This window comes from Pseudomonas sp. L7 (assembly GCF_046605565.1).
In the GTDB taxonomy this organism is placed as follows: Bacteria; Pseudomonadota; Gammaproteobacteria; order Pseudomonadales; family Pseudomonadaceae; genus Aquipseudomonas; species Aquipseudomonas wayambapalatensis.
The window spans coordinates 1,036,740-1,055,824 of record NZ_CP176784.1 but is presented as its reverse complement, the minus strand read 5'-3'; the positions used below and the strand labels follow the sequence as shown (position 1 = coordinate 1,055,824).

Below are 19,085 nucleotides of genomic sequence, written 5' to 3'. Positions count from 1 at the left end.
GTAAACCAGACGATCTTCAGCGACGGCTGGACAGCGCCAGGACTCACTCGCTGGAGAGCAGGTCCATGGCGTGCTTGTCCATCATTTCCAACGCACGACCACCGCCACGGGCGACACAGGTCAGCGGGTCTTCGGCAACGATCACCGGCAGGCCGGTTTCCTGGGCCAGCAGCTTGTCGAGGTCACGCAGCAGCGCGCCACCACCGGTCAGCACCAGGCCGCGCTCGGCGATGTCGGAGGCCAGCTCCGGCGGCGACTGCTCCAGGGCGCTCTTGACCGCCTGGACGATGGTCGCCAGCGATTCCTGCAGCGCTTCGAGCACTTCGTTGGAGTTCAGGGTGAAGGCACGTGGTACACCTTCGGCCAGGTTGCGGCCACGCACGTCGACTTCGCGGACTTCGCCGCCCGGGTAGGCGGTGCCGATTTCCTGCTTGATGCGCTCGGCGGTGGATTCGCCGATCAGGCTGCCGTAGTTACGGCGCACGTAGGTGACGATGGCTTCGTCGAAACGGTCGCCGCCGACACGCACGGATTCGGCGTACACCACACCGTTGAGCGAGATCAGGGCGATTTCGGTGGTACCACCACCGATGTCGACGACCATCGAACCGCGGGCTTCCTCGACCGGCAGGCCGGCACCGATGGCGGCGGCCATGGGCTCTTCGATCAGGAACACTTCGCGGGCACCGGCGCCCAGCGCCGATTCACGGATGGCACGGCGCTCGACCTGAGTGGACTTGCACGGCACGCAGATCAGCACGCGAGGGCTGGGCTGCAGGAAGCTGTTTTCGTGCACTTTGTTGATGAAGTACTGCAGCATCTTCTCGCAGACGCTGAAGTCGGCGATCACGCCGTCCTTCATCGGACGAATGGCAGCGATGTTGCCGGGAGTGCGGCCGAGCATGCGCTTGGCTTCGGTACCGACGGCCACGACGCTTTTCTGGTTGCCGTGGGTACGGATGGCAACAACCGAGGGCTCATTCAGGACGATACCGCGCTCACGCACGTAAATAAGGGTGTTGGCAGTACCCAGGTCGATGGACAGATCGCTGGAAAACATGCCACGCAGTTTCTTGAACATGGGAAAGTGACCCTGGGGAAAGCGTGGGTAAAAAAGTGCGGCAAACTCTAACAATGGCAGGGATTTTGGGCAAGGAGCCAATATGTTAAATTGGCAGTTTTTCCGAGCACGCCAGCCGATGATCGCGGCCGTATGACCGCCAGAATCCCGGCATGTTCCTCATTACGGAAGCATTCTGTTTCTGTTTTTCCTGGAGATCCCCATGGCGCTTCAACGCTGTGACGTGGAAAAGATCGCCCATCTGGCCCGCCTGGGCCTTAATGAAGGCGAACTGCCACGCATTACCGATGCCTTGAACAGTATTCTCGGGCTGGTCGACCAGATGCAAGCCGTCGACACCACCGGCATCGAGCCTCTCGCCCACCCGCTCGAAGCCACCCAGCGCCTGCGTCCCGACCAGGTGACCGAAAGCAACCAGCGCGATCGCTACCAAGCGGTGGCACCCTCGACCGAAAACGGTCTGTACCTGGTTCCGAAAGTCATCGAGTAAGGGATAGAGCCTGCCATGCATCAACTCACTCTGGCCGAGATCGCCCGCGGACTCGCCGACAAGTCGTTTTCTTCCGAAGAGCTGACCGGCGCGCTGCTGTCGCGCATCAAGCAGCTCGACCCACAGATCAACAGCTTCATCAGCATCACCGAAGCGCAGGCGCTGCAGCAGGCCCGCGCTGCCGACGCCCGTCGCGCCAATGGCGAAACCGGCGCACTGCTGGGCGCACCGATTGCCCACAAGGACCTGTTCTGCACCCAGGGCGTGCGCACCAGCTGCGGCTCGAAGATGCTCGACAGCTTCACCGCCCCCTATGACGCCACCGTGGTCGCCAAGCTCGCCGAGGCCGGCATGGTCACCCTGGGCAAGACCAACATGGACGAGTTCGCCATGGGTTCGGCCAACGAATCCAGCCACTACGGCGCGGTAAAGAACCCCTGGAACCTCGAACACGTGCCAGGCGGCTCGTCGGGTGGCTCCGCCGCAGCCGTGGCCGCGCGCCTGCTGCCGGTCGCCACCGGCACCGACACCGGCGGCTCGATCCGCCAGCCAGCCGCGCTGACCAACCTCACCGGTCTCAAGCCTACCTACGGCCGTGTCTCGCGCTGGGGCATGATCGCCTACGCCTCGAGCCTCGACCAGGGCGGCCCGATGGCCCGCACCGCCGAAGACTGCGCCCTGCTGCTGCAAGGCATGGCCGGTTTCGACGCCAAGGACTCGACCAGCGTCGACGAATCGGTACCCGACTACAGCGCCAACCTCAATGCCTCGTTGCAGGGCCTGCGCATCGGCCTGCCGAAGGAGTACTTCGGCGCCGGCCTCGATCCGCGCATCGCCGAACTGGTCCAGGCCAGCGTCAAGGAACTGGAGAAGCTCGGCGCGGTGGTCAAGGAAATCAGCCTGCCGAACATGCAGCACGCCATCCCGGCGTACTACGTGATCGCCCCGGCCGAAGCTTCCTCCAACCTCTCGCGCTTCGACGGCGTGCGCTTCGGCTACCGCTGCGAAGCCCCGAAAGACCTCACCGACCTGTACAAGCGCTCGCGTGGCGAAGGCTTCGGCGCTGAAGTGCAGCGCCGGATCATGGTCGGTACCTATGCCCTGTCGGCCGGCTACTACGACGCCTACTACGTCAAGGCCCAGCAGATCCGCCGCCTGATCAAGAACGACTTCATGGCCGCCTTCGAACAGGTCGACGTCATCCTCGGCCCGACCACTCCGAACCCGGCCTGGAAACTCGGCTCGAAGAACGCCGACCCGGTCGCCGCCTACCTCGAGGACGTCTACACCATCACCGCCAACCTCGCGGGCCTGCCCGGCCTGTCGATGCCGGCCGGCTTCGTCGATGGCCTGCCGGTGGGCGTGCAACTGCTGGCCCCGTACTTCCAGGAAGGCCGCCTGCTCAACGTCGCGCACCGTTACCAGCAAGTCACCGACTGGCACACCCGCGCCCCCAACGGCTTCTGAGGAATTCACACATGCAATGGGAAGTTGTGATCGGGCTGGAGATTCATACCCAGCTCGCCACCCAGTCGAAGATCTTCTCCGGCAGCGCCACCACCTTCGGCTCCGAGCCGAACACCCAGGCCAGCCTGGTCGACCTGGGCATGCCCGGCGTACTGCCGGTGCTGAACCAGGAGGCCGTACGCATGGCCTGCATGTTCGGCCTGGCCATCGATGCCGAGATCGGGCCGCGCAACGTGTTCGCGCGCAAGAACTACTTCTACCCCGACCTGCCCAAGGGCTATCAGATCAGCCAGATGGACCTGCCGATCGTTGGCAAGGGCCACCTGGACATCGCCCTGGAAGACGGCACCCTCAAGCGCATCGGCGTCACCCGCGCACACCTTGAGGAAGATGCCGGCAAGAGCCTGCACGAAGATTTCAACGGCGCCACCGGGATCGACCTGAACCGCGCCGGCACACCGCTGCTGGAAATCGTTTCCGAGCCGGACATGCGCAGCGCAAAAGAGGCCGTGGCCTACGTCAAGGCCATCCACGCCCTGGTGCGCTACCTGGGTATCTGCGATGGCAACATGGCCGAAGGCTCGCTGCGTTGCGACTGCAACGTCTCGGTTCGCCCCAAAGGCCAGGTCGAGTTCGGCACCCGCTGCGAGATCAAGAACGTCAACTCGTTCCGCTTCATCGAGCGGGCGATCAACAGCGAGATCCAGCGCCAGATCGACCTGATCGAGGACGGCGGCAAGGTGGTCCAGGAAACCCGCCTGTACGACCCGAACAAGGACGAGACCCGCTCCATGCGCAGCAAGGAGGAAGCCAACGACTACCGTTACTTCCCCGATCCGGACCTGCTGCCGGTGGTCATCGAGCCAAGCTTCCTCGAGACCGTCCGCGCCTCGCTGCCCGAGCTGCCGACACAGAAGGTCGAGCGCTTCCAGAGCCAGTACGGCCTGTCGGCCTACGACGCCAACGTGCTGGCCAGCAGCCGCGAACAGGCCGACTACTTCGAGCAGGTGGCCAGTATCGGCGGCGACGCCAAGCTGGCGGCCAACTGGGTCATGGTCGAGCTGGGCAGCCTGCTGAACAAGCTGGGTGTCGAAATCGACCAGTCGCCAGTCAGTGCCGAGCTGCTCGGTGGCATGCTGCAGCGCATCCGCGACAACACCATCAGCGGCAAGATCGCCAAGACCGTGTTCGAGGCCATGGCTGCCGGTGAAGGCGATGCCGACAGCATCATCGAGAGCAAGGGCCTCAAGCAGGTGACCGACACCGGCGCGATCGACAAGATGCTCGATGAAGTGCTGGCGGCCAACGCCGAGCAGGTCGAACAGTACCGCGCCGCCGATGAGGCCAAGCGCGGCAAGATGTTCGGTTTCTTCGTCGGCCAGGCGATGAAGGCCTCCAAAGGCAAGGCCAACCCGGGGCAGGTGAACCAATTGCTCAAGGCCAAGCTCGAAGGGTGACCTGAACGCCCTCGTTCGCGGGCAAGTCGGGGCGCCGACTTGCCCGCGAATGGAAGCACCGGAGAGCACCTGCCTTGCTGAAAAAAAACCTCACCGCCCTGGCTCTTTTCTCTGCCTTGGCCGGCTGTGCCAGCCATGACATCGACCCACGCGGCTACGACGAAACCGGCACCGCCTCCTATTACGGCTCCCGCCACCACGGCAAACGCACCGCCAGCGGCGAAGCCTTCAACCAGCACGGCCTGACCGCCGCCCATCGCACCCTGCCGTTCGGCAGCCAGGTACTGGTGACCAACCTGTCCAACCAGCGCAGCGTGGTGGTACGCATCAACGACCGCGGCCCCCATACCCGTGGCCGACTGATCGACCTGTCACGCGCTGCCGCAGAAAAAATCGGCATGCTCCGTAGCGGAACGGCGCGAGTCCGGGTACAAGGTCTGAGCGACTGACCTGACTGGAGCCCTGCCATTTTCGACCTCGCTACCCTCCCCACCTTCAGCCTCCTGCAACTGGGCCTGGGCCTGGTGCTGTTGGTCATCGGTGCCGAACTGCTGGTGCGCGCCGCCCTGCGCCTGGCCACGCGCCTGCATGTGCGGCCGCTGATCATCGGCCTGAGCCTGGTGGCCTTCGGCAGTACCGCACCACAACTGACGGTCAGCCTGCAGGCGGCCTACCAGGGTGCCCCGGACGTGGCGGTGGGCAGTGTGATCGGCAGCAACATCTTCAATGTGCTGGTGATCCTCGGGCTTGCCGCGCTGATCATCCCGCTACGCGTTTCGCGGCAACTGGTACGCCTGGACATCCCCTTGATGATCGCCGCCAGTGCAGTGGTCTACCTGCTGGCGGCCAACGGCGAACTGGGGAGGCTCGAAGGCGGGCTGTTGTTGCTGGGCCTGCTGGGCTACCTGGGCATGCTCTGGCACCAGTCACGCCACTATGCCCGCACCTATCCGGCGCCCGACGCCGCGCGCCGCAGCCCGGGCCGTTTCTGGAGCACCGTGGTGCTGCAGACCCTGTTCGGGCTGGTGCTGCTCAGCCTCGGTGGGCACTTGCTGCTGGAGGCGGCGGTCGAGGTCGCCACGGATCTGGGCCTGTCCGAGCGGATCATCGGCCTGACCGTGGTCGCGGTCTGCACTTCGCTGCCGGAACTGGCCGCCGCGCTGATCGCCGCCCTGCGGGGCGAACGCGAGATCGCCGTGGGCACGGTGATCGGCAGCAACCTGTTCAACCTCCTGGCAGTGCTGGGGCTGACCGCCTTGACCACGCCCGAGCCACTGACCATCTCACCCAACGCACTGGCATTCGACCTGCCGGTGATGCTTGGGGTCGCCGCCCTGAGCCTGCCCGTGTTCTATTCCGGCTACCGGATCACCCGCGCCGAAGGGCTGGTGTTCCTGGCGCTCTACCTGGCCTACGGCCTGCATGTGGTGGCCTTCACCACCGGCATGCCACTGGCCGGGCGACTGGAGCGTCTGATGCTGTTCTACGTCATGCCGGTGCTGGCTGTGGTGTTGCTGTACACCACGGTTCGTGCCTGGCGCCGCCAACACTGAGGATTACGCAATGACCGACAACAAGAAGGCCGGCGAGCAGGTTCGTCGCCAGGTAATGGGGGACGCTTTCGTCGATCGTGCCCTGGGCAATGCCACCGCGTTCACCCAGCCCCTGCAGGACTTCGTCAACGAGCATGCCTGGGGCAGCGTCTGGTCCCGCGAGGGGCTGCCATTGAAGACCCGCAGCCTGATCACCCTGGCGGCGCTGACCGCACTGAAGTGCCCACAGGAACTCAAGGGCCATGTGCGCGGGGCGTTGAACAACGGCTGCACGGTGGAGGAAATTCGCGAAGCACTGCTGCATTGCGCAGTGTATGCCGGGGTGCCTGCAGCGATCGATGCATTCCGCGCGGCGCAGGAAGTGATCGACAGCTACCAGGCCTGAGATCGCACCGGACTCTTCGCGGCTAAACCCGCTCCCACAGGCACGCCACTATGCGGCCCCTGTGGGAGCGGGTTTACCCGCGAAAAGAACGACGCATCAGCGCAGATTCATCCCCTGGCCTGACGCGCTTTCTTCACCCGGAACGCTACCCACAGCGCAGCGATCCACAGCGGAATCAGCATCACCGAGATGCGCACTGGCGGGGTGAGGTACATCACCACCAGGATCAGCACGATGAACGCCAGGCACAGGTAGTTGGTCAGTGGATGCCCCCAACTGCGGTAGAACGGCGTGACGCCCGCCGCCAGCTTGGCCTTGCGGAACTTGAGGTGGGTGATGCTGATGCTCGCCCAGTTGATCACCAGCGCCGACACTGCCAGGGCCATCAGCAAACCGAACGCCTCCCCCGGCATCAGGTAGTTGATCACCACGCAAAGACCGGTGGCCAGAGCCGAAACCCCCAGCGCCACCAGCGGTACGCCGCTGCGGCTGACCTTGAGCAACTGGCGCGGCGCATCGCCCTGGCTGGCCAGGCCGAACAGCATGCGGCTGTTGGCGTAGACGCAGCTGTTGTAGACCGACAGCGCGGCGGTCAGCACCACGACGTTGAGCACGGTGGCGACCACATCGCTGTCCAGCTCATGGAAGATCATCACGAACGGGCTGCCGCCCTGCACCACCTTCTGCCACGGGTACAACGCCAGCAACACAGCGAGCGCGCCGATGTAGAAGATCAGGATGCGGTAGACCACCTGGTTGGTAGCCTTGGGGATGCTCTGGCGCGGATTGTCCGCCTCGGCAGCGGTAATACCCACCAGCTCCAGGCCGCCGAAGGAGAACATGATCACCGCCAGCGCCATGATCAGCCCGGTGACGCCATTGGGGAAGAAGCCACCGTACTGCCACAGGTTGGCCACGCTGGCATCCGGGCCACCATGACCGCTGCCCAGCAGCCAGGCGCCGAAGCCGATCATGCTGACGATCGCCACCACCTTGACCAGGGCGAACCAGAACTCCATCTCGCCGTAGACCTTCACCTGGGTCAGGTTGATGGCATTGATCACCACGAAGAAGATCGTCGCTGTGGCCCAGGTCGGAAAGTCCGGCCACCAGTACTGCACGTAGATACCCACGGCCGTCAGTTCGGCCATGCCCACCAGCACGTAGACGACCCAGTAGTTCCAGCCGGAGACGAAGCCGGCGAACTCACTCCAGTATTGATGGGCGAAGTGGCTGAAGCTGCCTGCGACCGGTTCCTCGACCACCATCTCGCCAAGCTGGCGCATGATCAGGAAAGCCATCAGGCCAGCGATCGCATAGCCCAGCAGTACCGAAGGGCCGGCCAACTGGATGGTCTGGGCGATCCCCAGGAACAGGCCGGTGCCGATGGCGCCGCCCAGCGCGATCAACTGGATATGGCGATTCTTCAGCCCGCGTTGCAACCCCGCGGGCGTGCTCTGGTCTTGCATGAAGTGTCCTTTAGTTCAGGAGGCAGTGTTGTTGTGTTGTGCGGCGAGCATCTAGATCCATCCGCCCCATTGCAAGATGAATATGCCGATATTGGTGGTGATCGCCGCCATTAGCGTCGTGATCACGATGATAGACGCAGCCAGCTCGTGATTGCCATTGGCCGCGCGGGCCATGACATAACTGGCCGCCGCCGTCGGGCTGCCGATGTAGAGAAACAGAATCCCCAGCTCCGCGCCGCGAAACCCGCACAGCCAGGCGCCCAGGGTACCCACCAGCGGCAGCCAGACCATCTTCACCAGGCTGGCATCCACCGCGAGCTTGCCGCTGTCGCGCAGGGCAGCCAGCGACAGGGTGCCGCCAATGCAGATCAGCGCCAGTGGCAGGGTCATCTGCGCCAGGTAGTCGCCTGAAGTCAGCAACCAGTTGGGCAGGGGCACCTGCCCATACGCCATGGGCGTCGCCGCCAGCACGCTGATGATCAGCGGGTTGCTGAAGATGCTCTTGCACAGGCTCCACGGGTCGGATTTCAGGCTCGGGCTGTACACCGCCAGCACCACCGTCGACAGCGAGTTGTAGAGCAGGATCACCAACCCGGCGAGTACCGCACCCAGGGAAATCCCGTAGTCGCCATAGAGGCTGGCCGCCAGCGCCAGGCCGATCACCCCGTTGTTGCCACGAAACGCACCTTGCGTGTAGATGCCGCGGTCCTCTGGCGGGCTGCGCCAGATCGCCAGCCCCCAGGACAGCGCAAAGCACACCAGGGTCGCGAGGATGAAGTAGAGGATGACCCCGGGCTTGACTGCCGTCGACAGGTCGGCGTGATAGATACCCAGGAACAGCAGCGCCGGCATGCAGGTGTTGAACACCAGCGAGGACGCGACCTTGATGAAATTGTCGTCGATCAAGCGGATGCGTTTGAGTAGCACGCCCATGAACAGCATGGCGAAAACCGGGGCCGTGATGTTCAACGTCTGGATGAGAAGGGCGAGCATTGCGCGCGATCCTGAGAAGGTTGCCGATAGGGAGCTAATCATACGTCAGTGCCAGGTGATTGCGTCCGCCATGGATGAAGGATCTGCCCACAAACAGATCTTGACGTAGGAAATTTCCACCCTATTATCAAAACAACTGTATATACATACAGTTAATTAGGACTTTTCAGACATCGCATGGAGCAACCAATGTCAGAAATGCAATCACTGCCCGCAACCGGCCAAGCCAATCTGCAAGTCGCGGACCTCGACCGCTTGTTCGACCCCGAAGGCATCCCCTTGGAGGGGGAGCACACGCATCTGGTGCTGGTGGTGGACGGCCATCACACCATCAAGTACCACCGCCTGCCACCACTCGAAGCACCGAAGCCCACCGGGCCCGAGTTGCGCTTCGAGGGCGGCGAGCACACCGCCATCGGCGACAACGTCCTGCTGCGCTTCACGGCCAACCAACCACCGATCGTGGCGCACCAGTCTCCGCTGCCGTTGCCCAACGGCCTGAGCCTGACCTACGGTCAGGTGGTTGCGCTGGGAGGTGACTTCTACGGCGTGCCGGAACGCCCCATCGCCGATGGAACAACACCCTCCGAGCGCATCGAACGCTTCGTCCAGGCTTTCGACTCGCTGGCCCGCCTGCCCGCCTCCCGTGCCGAAGCCCAGGAAATTCTGGCGGTCATGCAGGAAGAGATCTCGGCGGCCAACCGCGCCATCAAGGACGGCCGTCAACCCCATGAAGCCTATGACGCACTGGGCGACAGCCTGTCGGCGCGCTGGAATCGCATCACCGGGGGCGGTAGCGTGGCTTCGGATCTCCTGCCACTGGGTCGCTACCTGAAACTGGCCGCCAGTAACTGGGACCATTTCGGCCGGTCGGCCCTGCTGGCCTACCAGGCCGGTCACGGCGCAGCACTGCAACAGGCGCTGCGCGCCCGTGACAGCGGCGACGAACGCGACCTGCAACTGGCCTATGCCATGAACGCCTTCGCCGACCACTTCCTTACCGACCTGTTCTCCGCCGGCCACCTGCGTGTACCGCGCAAGGCCCTGGCCGACACGGTCACGCCGAGCGACATCGGCTCGCTGGTGTCACGCTTCATGCACGACGAGGACAGCAAGTACGGCCTGCGCGTGCGCAATGCCGAAGGCGAGCAGTGGCGTGCCTATGGTGACAAGCGTTATTTCGACAGCGTTGATGTGGCCAACCGGCGCCAGGTCGGGCGCGCGGTACAGCGTTCGGCCGACGAAGTGTTCCAGGCCTTCGACAAGGGGCGGGCCGCATCGCCGGAGCAGTACGCCGCCCTGCGTCTGACGCCAGACCTGCAGGCAGCCGAGCAGGACCTGGTCCCCGGCAATTTCGCTGCGCTCTACCGCCAGCAAGGCTCCACGGTACTGCGGCGCAAGAATGTGGCCGACCTCAACGACCGCCAGTACACCAGTGACTGGTGGGGCTGGAGCACCTACCTGCTGCTCAAGGACTACAAACCCAACCGCCCGACGGGCTTCATCGATGCCCCGGCAACTTCACCGACCATCGTTGCCGGCGGCTGGCAGCGCCGCGAGCCGGATGGCCTGAACTGGCGCCAGGGTAATGCCGTGCGCTATGCCTTCAGTGTCGACGATGGCGTCAACGAATCCTACATCGGCCCCTGGAACCCCTATACCGAGCTGGGCGAGCAGTTCCACCCGACCGTGCAGGTACCGCTCGATGCCCAACGTCGTGGGCGCAACCTGTTCCGCCAGTTCCGCGATGGCGCACCGGAGCTGATCGCGCGCCTAGACGGGCAGGCCACCACTTACATCGACCGTAACGCGTGACAAGGAGGTCACCGATGAATATCAGGATCAAACTGGAACTGGCTTCGGGCCAGTCGCTGCAAGGGATGCCGCTGGAGCTGCTGCGCGATGGGCAAGTGATCGGGCGAGCGCAGGTGGCGCGGGAGGGAGAGGTGTCGTTCGCGGTCGAGCCAGGCACAGGTGCGCTGGCGGTGCGCATGGATCGGACGGTGATCGGGGGCTGATTTTCGCGGCGCCTGCTTCACGGGCAAGTCGAAGCAGGCGCCGCGGTCTGTCGTCCGATCAGCGCCGCACCGGCCGCTTCTGCAGCTTGCGCTGCAAGGTGCGCCGGTGCATGCCCAGCGCCCGCGCCGTCGCCGAGATATTGCCTTCGTGCTCGGTCAACACGCGCTGGATATGCTCCCACTGCAGGCGGTCCACCGACATCGGGTTTTCCGGCACCAGGGTATCGAGGTCGGCATGTTCGGACAGCAGCGCCGCCAGCACATCGTCGGCGTCGGCCGGCTTGCACAGGTAGTTGCAGGCGCCGCGCTTGATCGCCTCGACCGCAGTGGCGATGCTGGAATAGCCGGTCAGGATCAGCACGCGCATCTCCGGGTCCAGCTCCAGCAGCTTGGGCAACAGGACCAGGCCCGAATCACCTTCCATCTTCAGGTCGAGCGTGGCGTAGTCCGGCAAGTCCTGCTGAGCCAGGATCAACCCCTCCTCGGCACTCGAGGCGGTGCTCACCCGAAAACCGCGGCGGCTCATGGCACGGGCCATCACCCGGGTAAAGGTGGCGTCATCATCCACCAGCAGCAGGTGCGGCAGCTCTTCGCCTTCGATCTGGTTCTCATCGCTCATCGTTCATCTCCTCGCTTGCCATGGGGCAGGCGCAGCTCGGTCAGGGTGCCGCCCTCTTCATGACTATAGAGTTTCACCGAGCCCCCCGCGCGGGTAACGCTGGCCTTGCTCAGGAACAGGCCCAGGCCGAAGCCTTTGCCCTTGGTGGTAAAGAAGGGTTTGCCGATCGCCTCGGCGATGGCTACCGGTACGCCGGCGCCATGGTCGCGGATACTGATCAGGATATCCTGGGCATCCCAGTCCAGACGCACTTCGAGGTCGTTCGGGCAGGCATCGGCGGCGTTGTTCAGCAGGTTGAGCAGCGCCTGGGTGAGGTCTGGTGGCGGAGTCAGCCGCGGCACCTCGCCATCGCGCAGGCGCTGGAAACGGTAACTGGCTTCCGGACGCATCAGGTGCCAGCGATTGAGCGCCTCGTCGAGCCATGCCGTGACATCCTGCTCCTGCACATTCATGCGTCGGTTGGCTTCGGCGGCACGCACCAGTTGCTGCAGCGTCTCCTTGCAAAGCTTGACCTGGTCCTGCAGCACCGCAAGGTCTTCCTGCAACTGCGGATCGGTATGGTCCTGGCGCATCTCGTTGATCAGCACGCTCATGGTCGCCAGCGGCGTGCCCAGCTCATGGGCGGCCCCGGCGGCCTGCGTTGCCACGGCCAGCAACTGTTCGTCGCGCAGGCTATCCTCGCGCCGCTCGGCACGCATCTGCTCCTGGCGGCGAAGTTCCTCGGCCATGCGCGCGGCAAAGAAGGTAATGACAGCAGCGGCCAGGGCGATGCTCAGCCACATGCCATACACCTGCATGGTGTCACGTGCCAACGGCAGCGTCTCCAGCGGGTAGAACTGCACCAGCAACAGGCTATAGGCAACCAGCGCAATGCCCGACAACACCAGTGAATAGATCCACGGCAGGGTCACGGCGGCAATCGCCAGCGGCACCAGGTAATAGGACACGAAGGGGTTGGTCGAGCCCCCCGAGTAGTACAGCAGGGCGCTGTGGATCAGCAGGTCACAGGCCAGTTGCAGGGCGTATTCCATCTCCGTGACCGGCAAGGTCAGGCGCAGGCGCAAGGCTGTAAAGGCACACAGCAGCGACGACAGCGCGAGCGTTGCCGCCAGCGACAGCCACGGCAGCGGCAGCAGCTCGGTCCAGTAGGCCACGCCCACGGAGCCGGCCTGGGCGGCCAGGACCAGGATGCGAATAATGGTCAGGCGCCAGAGGTTCTGACGGGTGGCGGACATTGGGTGTGCGGGGGCGAGCATGAGCTCTCCTGATGAGTGCTCCAGGACAATCGGCTGGAGTATACCGAAGCCAGGCGCCCCGCTGCAGCAATGCGGCAAAGCGCCACACTCTGTCACAAAGTCATGATGGCATTGTTGAACCCACTACACTGTTTCCGGTCTGATGGGCCATGCGTGGAATGGACGTCATCCCCACGCTTTCTACTTGAAGGAGTCATACATGCACATTTCCCGTCGCAGCGCCGCGTTAGTCCTGTCTTGTGGCATGCTCGCCAGCCTGCCGGCCCTGGCCGCCGACGAGCCGCGCTACAACCAGGTATCGCTGCGCGCCGAGGTCAGCAAGGAAGTGGCCCGCGACCTGATGGTCGTCACCCTGTACAGCGAAGCGCAGAACACCGACCCGGGCAAGCTCGCCAAGCAGATCACCGAAACCATGAACAAGGCGGTCCAGCAGGCCCGCGAAGTCAAGGACGTGAAGATCAGCCAGGGCAGCCGTAACAGCTATCCGGTCTACGACACCAAGGGCCAGAAGATCACCGGCTGGCGCGAGCGCGCCGAGCTGCGCCTGGAAAGCGCCGACTTCCCGGCCCTGTCCAAACTCACCGGTGAGCTGCTGCAGGAACTGAAGATGGGCGGCATGGACTTCTCCATCGCGCCGGCCACCCGCAAGGCCAGTGAAGACGAGCTGCTCAAGGATGCGGTCAACGCCTTCAAGGCCCGCGCCCAACTGGCCACCGAAGCCCTCGGCGGCAAAGGCTACAAAGTGGTCAGCCTGAACCTCAACAGCAGCGGCTACCCGCGCCCTTACATGCGCAGCGCACCGATGGCGATGAAAGCCATGGCTGCGGATGAAGCCGCCTCGCCGGACATCGAAGCCGGCACCAGCGAAGTCAGCATGAATGCCGACGGGCTAATCGAAGTACAGATGCCGTAATCGCGGCTGCGCTCGACTGAGCGACCGGGGCCACCTGCAAGGTGGCCCCCTCCTGGCCACCGCACCTGTCGCAACGACAGCGGGGGCAATCGTCATTTCCACCCTTCATCTGAATCTTCCTACGCACTATTTCGGTGCAACCTACATCCCTTATCGCTTCGAAACATGTCGCAAAATGCCAGCATTTTTCTTGCGCAAACGTTCAACCTGCGCAAAATTTACATGAATGCGACATCCATGTACGACCGTGCCACATTTCTGGCGCCGACTATCCTGTTGAGTGTTGCAATGGGTACACCCCCTGCATAAGTATCCGCAGGTCGGCTCACGAGGCCACCTCAAATCAAAAATGACAACAATGAGGCCACCATGCTCAAACACGCAGTCATTCCGTTCCTGGTAGGCGCAGGCCTGCTGGCTGGCGCCCCTGCAGCCCTCGCCGCGTCCAACCTGGTGTTCTGCTCCGAAGGCAGCCCCGCCGGTTTCGACCCGGGCCAATACACCACCGGAACCGACTTCGACGCCTCGGCCGAAACGATCTTCAACCGCCTGACCCAGTTCGAGCGTGGCGGCACCGCCGTCGTACCCGGCCTGGCCACCAAATGGGACGTTTCCGACGACGGCAAGACCTACACCTTCCACCTGCGTGAAGGGGTCAAGTTCCACACCACCGACTACTTCAAGCCGACTCGCGAATTCAACGCCGACGACGTGCTGTTCACCTTCAACCGCATGCTCGACAAGGACATGCCGTTCCGCAAGGCGTACCCCACCGAATTCCCGTACTTCACCGACATGGGCATGGACAAGAACATCGCCAAGCTCGAGAAGCTCGACGATCACACCGTCAAGTTCACCCTCAACGAAGTGGACGCCGCGTTCATCCAGAACCTGGCGATGAGCTTCGCCTCGATCCAGTCCGCCGAGTACGCCGACCAGTTGCTCAAGCAGGGCAAGGCCGCCGACATCAACCAGAAGCCGATCGGCACCGGGCCGTTCGTGTTCAACAGGTACCAGAAGGACGCGCTGATCCGCTACAAGGGCAACAAGGACTACTGGAAACCGGACGACGTGAAGATCGACAACCTGGTCTTCGCTATCAGCACCGACGCCTCGGTGCGCATGCAGAAGCTCAAGCGTGACGAGTGCCAGGTCACCCTGTTCCCGCGCCCGGCCGATATCGAGCCACTGAAAAAGGATCCGAAGCTGCAGATGCCTGAACAGGCCGGCTTCAACCTCGGCTACATCGCCTACAACGTGATGGACAAGATCAAGGGCAGCAACGAGCCCAACCCCATGGCCCAGCTCAAGGTGCGCCAGGCGCTGGACATGGCGGTGAACAAGCAGCAGATCATCGATTCGGTGTACCAGGGCGCCGGCCAGCTGGCAGTCAATGCCATGCCACCGACCCAGTGGTCCTACGACACCACCATCAAGGACGCCAAGTACGATCCGGAAAAAGCCAGGCAGTTGCTCAAGGAAGCCGGCGTCAAGGAAGGTACCGAGATCACCCTGTGGGCCATGCCGGTGCAACGCCCCTACAACCCCAACGCCAAGCTGATGGCCGAGATGCTGCAATCGGACTGGTCCAAGATCGGCATCAAGGCCAAGATCGTCAGCTACGAATGGGGCGAATACATCAAGCGTTCCAAGGGCGGCGAAAACGGCGCCATGCTGATTGGCTGGAGCGGCGACAACGGTGACCCGGACAACTGGCTCGGCACCCTGTTCGGCTGCGACGCACTGGAGGGCAACAACTTCTCCAAGTGGTGCTACAAGCCCTACGACGACATCATCAAGCAGGCCAAGGCCACCTCCGACCAGGCCAAGCGCACCGAGCTGTACAAGCAGGCGCAGCACATCATCAAGGAGCAGGTGCCGATGACCCCCATCGCCCACTCCACGGTCTATCAGCCGATGAGTGCAAAAGTGAAGGACTTCAAGATCAGTCCGTTCGGCCTGAACTCCTTCTATGGAGTAAGCGTGGAGAAATAGCGCCCAGCCAGCCCCGCCATGTGACGGGGCTGGCATGGGTTCGGCGAATTGTCGAAATTTCTCGGCAACATTCCGAAGTTTCTTACGCCACTAGACATATTCATTACCTGTCTCGCCCTTCCTGATGCCGCTAACGTCAGGAACGGGCTTCTGTTGCCGCCTGTTCAGTACGCGGCAGCGCAAACAGATGAGGAAAGGATCGCCATGCGCCGTACCACACTACTTGGCACCATGCTGGGCCTGGGCCTGCTCGGCCAGGCCATCGCTGCCCAGGCCAACAACCTCGTGTTCTGCTCCGAAGGCAGCCCGGCTGGCTTCGACACCGCCCAATACACCTCGGCCACCGACAACGACGCCGCCGAGCCCCTGTACAACCGCCTGGTCGAATTCGAGCGTGGCGGCACCGCTGTGCAGCCAGGCCTGGCCACCGACTGGCAGGCGTCCGAGGACGGCCTGCGCTACACCTTCCACCTGCGGCCTGGGGTGAAGTTCCACCACAACAAGGACTTCAAGCCCACCCGCGACTTCAACGCCGACGACGTGCTGTTCACCTTCAATCGCATGCTCGACAAAGAGCATCCGTTCCGTAAGGCCTACCCCACCGAGTTCCCCTACTTCATCAGCATGGGCCTGGACAAGAACATCGCCAAGGTCGAGAAAACCGACCCGCTCACGGTGGTTTTCACCCTCAACAAGGTCGATGCCGCGTTCATCCAGAACATCGCCATGGCCTTCGCGTCCATCCTCTCCGCCGAATACGCCGAGCACCTGTTGGCGACCGGCAGGCCCAGCGATATCAACCAGAAGCCGATCGGCACCGGCCCGTTCGTGTTCCAGCGCTACCAGAAGGACTCGCAGATCCGCTTCAAGGGCAACAAGGACTACTGGGCCCCTGACCGGGTGAAGATCGACAACCTGGTGTTCTCTATCAACATCGACCCTTCAGTGCGTATCCAGAAACTGCGCCGCAACGAGTGCCAGGTCACCCTTCATCCACGCCCGGCCGATCTCCCTGCGCTCAAGCAGGACGGCAAGCTGCAGATCATGACGCAGCCCGGCTTCAACCTCGGCTACATCGCCTACAACACCCAGCATCCACCGTTCGATCGACTTGAAGTGCGCCAGGCGATGGACATGGCGGTCAACAAGCAGGCGATCATCCAGGCGGTCTACCAGGACGCCGGGCAAGTGGCAGTCAACGCCATGCCGCCCACCCAATGGTCCTACGACGATACGCTCAAGGACGCGCCGTTCGATCCGCAAAAAGCCAAGCAGTTGCTGGAGCAGGCCGGGGTCAAGCCAGGCACGGAAATCACCCTCTGGGCCATGCCGGTGCAACGCCCCTACAACCCCAACGCCAAGCTCATGGCTGAAATGCTCCAGGCCGACTGGAGCAAGCTCGGCTTCAAGGTCCGTATCGTCAGCTACGAATGGGGCGAATACCTCAAGCGCATGAAAAATGGCGAACACGACATCGCCCTGATCGGTTGGACCGGCGACAACGGTGACCCGGACAACTGGCTCGGCACCCTGTTCAGTTGCGATGCCATTGGCAGCAACAACTACTCGCAGTGGTGCGACAGCCAGTACGACGAACTGGTCAAGAAGGCCAAGCAGGTCACCGACCGCGAACAGCGCACCCACCTCTACCAGCAGGCCCAGCAACGCCTCAAGCAGCAGGTACCGATTACCCCGGTGGCCCATTCGACGGTCAACCAACCCCTCAGCATCAGTGTGAAAGACTTCAAGGTCAGCCCCTTCGGACGCAACGTTTTCTCCGGCGTCAGCATCGATTGACCCTGTATCGCCAGACCGGGAGTACCCCCCACTCCCGCGACCGCGTGCAGCCCGGATTTGCCTGGCAATCCCAGGTGAACACCCGCAGTACCGCGTCACCGAGCCAAGCCCGACCCACAAGATCGGGCCACAGATATAAGAATAGAAAGGGAGCTTTAACCTTGAAACGAACCACCAAAACCGCGCTGGCCCTATCCATCGGCGCCTTCTGCGCCGCCGCCCAGGCAGAACCTGTCAGCCAGGACTTCTACCCGCTGAGCCTCAAGTCAGGCAGTGAGCAGGCCGATGCATCAGGCTTCTTCGAAGGCCAGAGCCTGAGCGGCAGCACCCGCAACTGGTACGCCCGCGAACGCGCCACCCGTGCGCCGCTGTGGAAGTACTACAAGAGCGACGGCACCCGCCACGACACCCACAGCCGTGACAACTGGGTACAGGGCACCATCCTCAACTACAGTTCGGGCTTTACTCAGGGCACCGTGGGCTTCGCCACCGAAGTCGCCGCCTACAACGCCATCGCCCTCGAGCGTGGTCGCGCAGCGATTGCCGGGCCGAACAACCGCACCCTGACCCATAGCGATGGCGACCCTGTCGGCCAGTGGAGCAAGGCGGGCCTGGCCAACGTCAAGGCGCGCATCTCCAACACCACCCTCACCGTCGGCCGTCAGTCCCTGGACACGCCGATGATCGCCTACATCGGCAACCGTGCCCTGCCTTCGAGCTTCCAGGGCGTGGCGTTGCACAGCGCCGAATTCGACAACCTGTCGTTCGACATCGGCACCTTCGACCGCGTCTCGCCGCGTACCGAACAGAGCCTGAGCAAATTCCGCTCCGAATACAGCGCCACCGGCGTGGAAACCGACCGTGCCAGCACCGCCGGTATCAACTACCAGCCGTTCAAGAGCCTGACCACCAGCCTGTACGCCACCAAGGTCGACGACTTCTGGAACCAGTACTACTTCGGTGCCAACCACGTGCTGGGTGACAGCGCGGTGCTGAGCCTGACCACCGGCCTGAACTACTACAAGACGGTCGATGCCGGCAGCAAGAAGATGGGCGAGATCGACAACGACACCTACAGCCTGTCGTTCGGCCTCACCCACCAGGCGCACACGCTCACCGCCTCCTGGCAGCAGGTCAACGGCAACGAGTACTTCGACTACCTGCACGAAACCAACGGTATCTACCTGGCCAACTCCCTGCTGTCGGACTTCAACGGCCCGAACGAGAAATCCCTGCAGATTTCCTACGTGCTGAACATGGCCCAGTACGGCGTGCCAGGCCTGAAGTTCAACCTGTACAACGCCCGCGGCTGGGGCATCGACGGTACCCACTACCGCGGTACCGCCTACGACGTGCGTGGCATGGATGGCGAGACCCACTACGAGTGGGGCATCGGCACCAGCTATGCGGTGCAGAGCGGCATGCTGAAGGACACCAGCATCCGCGCCACCTATACCGCCCACCGCGCGAGCAAGGCCCAGGCCGACGGCAGCCTGGACGAGCTGCGCATCGTGACCACCATTCCGTTCAACATTCTCTGACCGCCACGGTCACGGCCCGGGCTTTCCGGGCCGTGACGTCTACGCTGGAGT

General features: G+C 63.2%; 17 protein-coding genes. 12 read left to right on the top strand and 5 right to left on the bottom strand.

The annotated features are described in order from the left end of the window. Positions 1 to 43 precede the first annotated feature (43 nt). Positions 44 to 1,081 carry a rod shape-determining protein MreB gene (gene mreB / locus ACK3BK_RS05080; protein ID WP_003255163.1) on the bottom strand — a complete coding sequence of 346 codons (1,038 nt, stop codon included), beginning with the start codon at positions 1,079 to 1,081 and terminating at the stop codon, positions 44 to 46. 202 nt (positions 1,082 to 1,283) lie between these two features. Between mreB and gatC the strand changes: the two genes are divergently transcribed. The 6 genes from gatC to ACK3BK_RS05050 all read left to right on the top strand — a co-directional run bounded on the left by gatC (position 1,284) and on the right by ACK3BK_RS05050 (position 6,433). Beyond that, a complete protein-coding gene (gatC, locus tag ACK3BK_RS05075) occupies positions 1,284 to 1,571 on the top strand; it encodes an Asp-tRNA(Asn)/Glu-tRNA(Gln) amidotransferase subunit GatC (protein WP_054894398.1) in 288 nt (95 codons plus the stop codon). Between the two features lie 15 nt (positions 1,572 to 1,586). Next, positions 1,587 to 3,038 (top strand): Asp-tRNA(Asn)/Glu-tRNA(Gln) amidotransferase subunit GatA, encoded by a 1,452-nt coding sequence (gene gatA / locus ACK3BK_RS05070; RefSeq protein WP_411383845.1) that lies wholly within the window; start codon positions 1,587 to 1,589, stop codon positions 3,036 to 3,038. An 11-nt stretch (positions 3,039 to 3,049) separates the two neighbouring features. Then, the gene (gene gatB, locus ACK3BK_RS05065; RefSeq protein WP_054894400.1) at positions 3,050 to 4,495 is read left to right on the top strand and encodes an Asp-tRNA(Asn)/Glu-tRNA(Gln) amidotransferase subunit GatB; all 1,446 of its coding nucleotides are present in this window, start codon (positions 3,050 to 3,052) and stop codon (positions 4,493 to 4,495) included. Between the two features lie 74 nt (positions 4,496 to 4,569). Then, entirely contained in the window at positions 4,570 to 4,944 is a 375-nt protein-coding gene (locus ACK3BK_RS05060) for a septal ring lytic transglycosylase RlpA family protein (protein ID WP_176717867.1), read from the top strand. A 60-nt stretch (positions 4,945 to 5,004) separates the two neighbouring features. Further along, positions 5,005 to 6,048: a calcium/sodium antiporter gene (locus tag ACK3BK_RS05055; protein ID WP_186668001.1), complete on the top strand. Its 1,044-nt coding sequence runs from the start codon at positions 5,005 to 5,007 to the stop codon at positions 6,046 to 6,048. A gap of 10 nt (positions 6,049 to 6,058) precedes the next feature. Then, a complete protein-coding gene (locus ACK3BK_RS05050; protein ID WP_186667816.1) occupies positions 6,059 to 6,433 on the top strand; it encodes a carboxymuconolactone decarboxylase family protein in 375 nt (124 codons plus the stop codon). A gap of 107 nt (positions 6,434 to 6,540) precedes the next feature. On the opposite strand, the gene ACK3BK_RS05045 is transcribed toward ACK3BK_RS05050, so the two are convergent. Together ACK3BK_RS05045 and ACK3BK_RS05040 are read right to left on the bottom strand one after the other, a co-directional pair. Next, the gene (locus tag ACK3BK_RS05045) at positions 6,541 to 7,902 is read right to left on the bottom strand and encodes an amino acid permease (RefSeq protein WP_186667814.1); all 1,362 of its coding nucleotides are present in this window, start codon (positions 7,900 to 7,902) and stop codon (positions 6,541 to 6,543) included. A gap of 51 nt (positions 7,903 to 7,953) precedes the next feature. Beyond that, entirely contained in the window at positions 7,954 to 8,895 is a 942-nt protein-coding gene (locus ACK3BK_RS05040; RefSeq protein WP_186667812.1) for an AEC family transporter, read from the bottom strand. A 198-nt stretch (positions 8,896 to 9,093) separates the two neighbouring features. Here ACK3BK_RS05040 and ACK3BK_RS05035 point away from each other — a divergent pair, with 198 nt between their 5' ends. Next, a complete protein-coding gene (locus tag ACK3BK_RS05035; RefSeq protein WP_411384441.1) occupies positions 9,094 to 10,710 on the top strand; it encodes a phospholipase in 1,617 nt (538 codons plus the stop codon). A gap of 14 nt (positions 10,711 to 10,724) precedes the next feature. Further along, the gene (locus ACK3BK_RS05030) at positions 10,725 to 10,913 is read left to right on the top strand and encodes a hypothetical protein (RefSeq protein ID WP_186667808.1); all 189 of its coding nucleotides are present in this window, start codon (positions 10,725 to 10,727) and stop codon (positions 10,911 to 10,913) included. Positions 10,914 to 10,971: 58 nt separating this feature from the next. On the opposite strand, the gene ACK3BK_RS05025 is transcribed toward ACK3BK_RS05030, so the two are convergent. Further along, positions 10,972 to 11,532: a response regulator transcription factor gene (locus ACK3BK_RS05025; RefSeq protein WP_186667806.1), complete on the bottom strand. Its 561-nt coding sequence runs from the start codon at positions 11,530 to 11,532 to the stop codon at positions 10,972 to 10,974. Then, positions 11,529 to 12,788: an ATP-binding protein gene (locus tag ACK3BK_RS05020; RefSeq protein ID WP_186667804.1), complete on the bottom strand. Its 1,260-nt coding sequence runs from the start codon at positions 12,786 to 12,788 to the stop codon at positions 11,529 to 11,531. The genes ACK3BK_RS05025 and ACK3BK_RS05020 overlap by 4 nt, the downstream gene beginning before the upstream one ends. Before the next feature lie 199 nt (positions 12,789 to 12,987). On the opposite strand from ACK3BK_RS05020, the gene ACK3BK_RS05015 reads away from it, so the two are divergent. The 4 genes from ACK3BK_RS05015 to ACK3BK_RS05000 all read left to right on the top strand — a co-directional run bounded on the left by ACK3BK_RS05015 (position 12,988) and on the right by ACK3BK_RS05000 (position 19,034). After that, positions 12,988 to 13,701: an SIMPL domain-containing protein gene (locus tag ACK3BK_RS05015; protein WP_186667802.1), complete on the top strand. Its 714-nt coding sequence runs from the start codon at positions 12,988 to 12,990 to the stop codon at positions 13,699 to 13,701. Between the two features lie 369 nt (positions 13,702 to 14,070). Next, positions 14,071 to 15,696: an ABC transporter substrate-binding protein gene (locus ACK3BK_RS05010; RefSeq protein WP_411383844.1), complete on the top strand. Its 1,626-nt coding sequence runs from the start codon at positions 14,071 to 14,073 to the stop codon at positions 15,694 to 15,696. A gap of 204 nt (positions 15,697 to 15,900) precedes the next feature. Continuing rightward, complete coding sequence (locus ACK3BK_RS05005) at positions 15,901 to 17,493, top strand: ABC transporter substrate-binding protein (RefSeq protein ID WP_186711246.1); 1,593 nt, start codon at positions 15,901 to 15,903, stop codon at positions 17,491 to 17,493. A gap of 161 nt (positions 17,494 to 17,654) precedes the next feature. Further along, complete coding sequence (locus ACK3BK_RS05000) at positions 17,655 to 19,034, top strand: OprD family porin (RefSeq protein ID WP_186667796.1); 1,380 nt, start codon at positions 17,655 to 17,657, stop codon at positions 19,032 to 19,034. The last annotated feature ends 51 nt before the right edge of the window (positions 19,035 to 19,085 follow it).

Excerpts from the sequence above, each read along its gene's own strand:
- mreB (WP_003255163.1), bottom strand. The coding sequence starts at position 1,081 with ATGTTCAAGAAACTGCGTGGCATGTTTTCCAGCGATCTGTCCATCGAC.
- gatC (WP_054894398.1), top strand. The coding sequence starts at position 1,284 with ATGGCGCTTCAACGCTGTGACGTGGAAAAGATCGCCCATCTGGCCCGC.
- gatA (WP_411383845.1), top strand. The coding sequence starts at position 1,587 with ATGCATCAACTCACTCTGGCCGAGATCGCCCGCGGACTCGCCGACAAG.
- gatB (WP_054894400.1), top strand. The coding sequence starts at position 3,050 with ATGCAATGGGAAGTTGTGATCGGGCTGGAGATTCATACCCAGCTCGCC.
- ACK3BK_RS05050 (WP_186667816.1), top strand. The coding sequence starts at position 6,059 with ATGACCGACAACAAGAAGGCCGGCGAGCAGGTTCGTCGCCAGGTAATG.
- ACK3BK_RS05045 (WP_186667814.1), bottom strand. The coding sequence starts at position 7,902 with ATGCAAGACCAGAGCACGCCCGCGGGGTTGCAACGCGGGCTGAAGAAT.
- ACK3BK_RS05040 (WP_186667812.1), bottom strand. The coding sequence starts at position 8,895 with ATGCTCGCCCTTCTCATCCAGACGTTGAACATCACGGCCCCGGTTTTC.
- ACK3BK_RS05035 (WP_411384441.1), top strand. The coding sequence starts at position 9,094 with ATGCAATCACTGCCCGCAACCGGCCAAGCCAATCTGCAAGTCGCGGAC.
- ACK3BK_RS05030 (WP_186667808.1), top strand. The coding sequence starts at position 10,725 with ATGAATATCAGGATCAAACTGGAACTGGCTTCGGGCCAGTCGCTGCAA.
- ACK3BK_RS05025 (WP_186667806.1), bottom strand. The coding sequence starts at position 11,532 with ATGAGCGATGAGAACCAGATCGAAGGCGAAGAGCTGCCGCACCTGCTG.
- ACK3BK_RS05020 (WP_186667804.1), bottom strand. The coding sequence starts at position 12,788 with ATGCTCGCCCCCGCACACCCAATGTCCGCCACCCGTCAGAACCTCTGG.
- ACK3BK_RS05015 (WP_186667802.1), top strand. The coding sequence starts at position 12,988 with ATGCACATTTCCCGTCGCAGCGCCGCGTTAGTCCTGTCTTGTGGCATG.
- ACK3BK_RS05010 (WP_411383844.1), top strand. The coding sequence starts at position 14,071 with ATGCTCAAACACGCAGTCATTCCGTTCCTGGTAGGCGCAGGCCTGCTG.
- ACK3BK_RS05005 (WP_186711246.1), top strand. The coding sequence starts at position 15,901 with ATGCGCCGTACCACACTACTTGGCACCATGCTGGGCCTGGGCCTGCTC.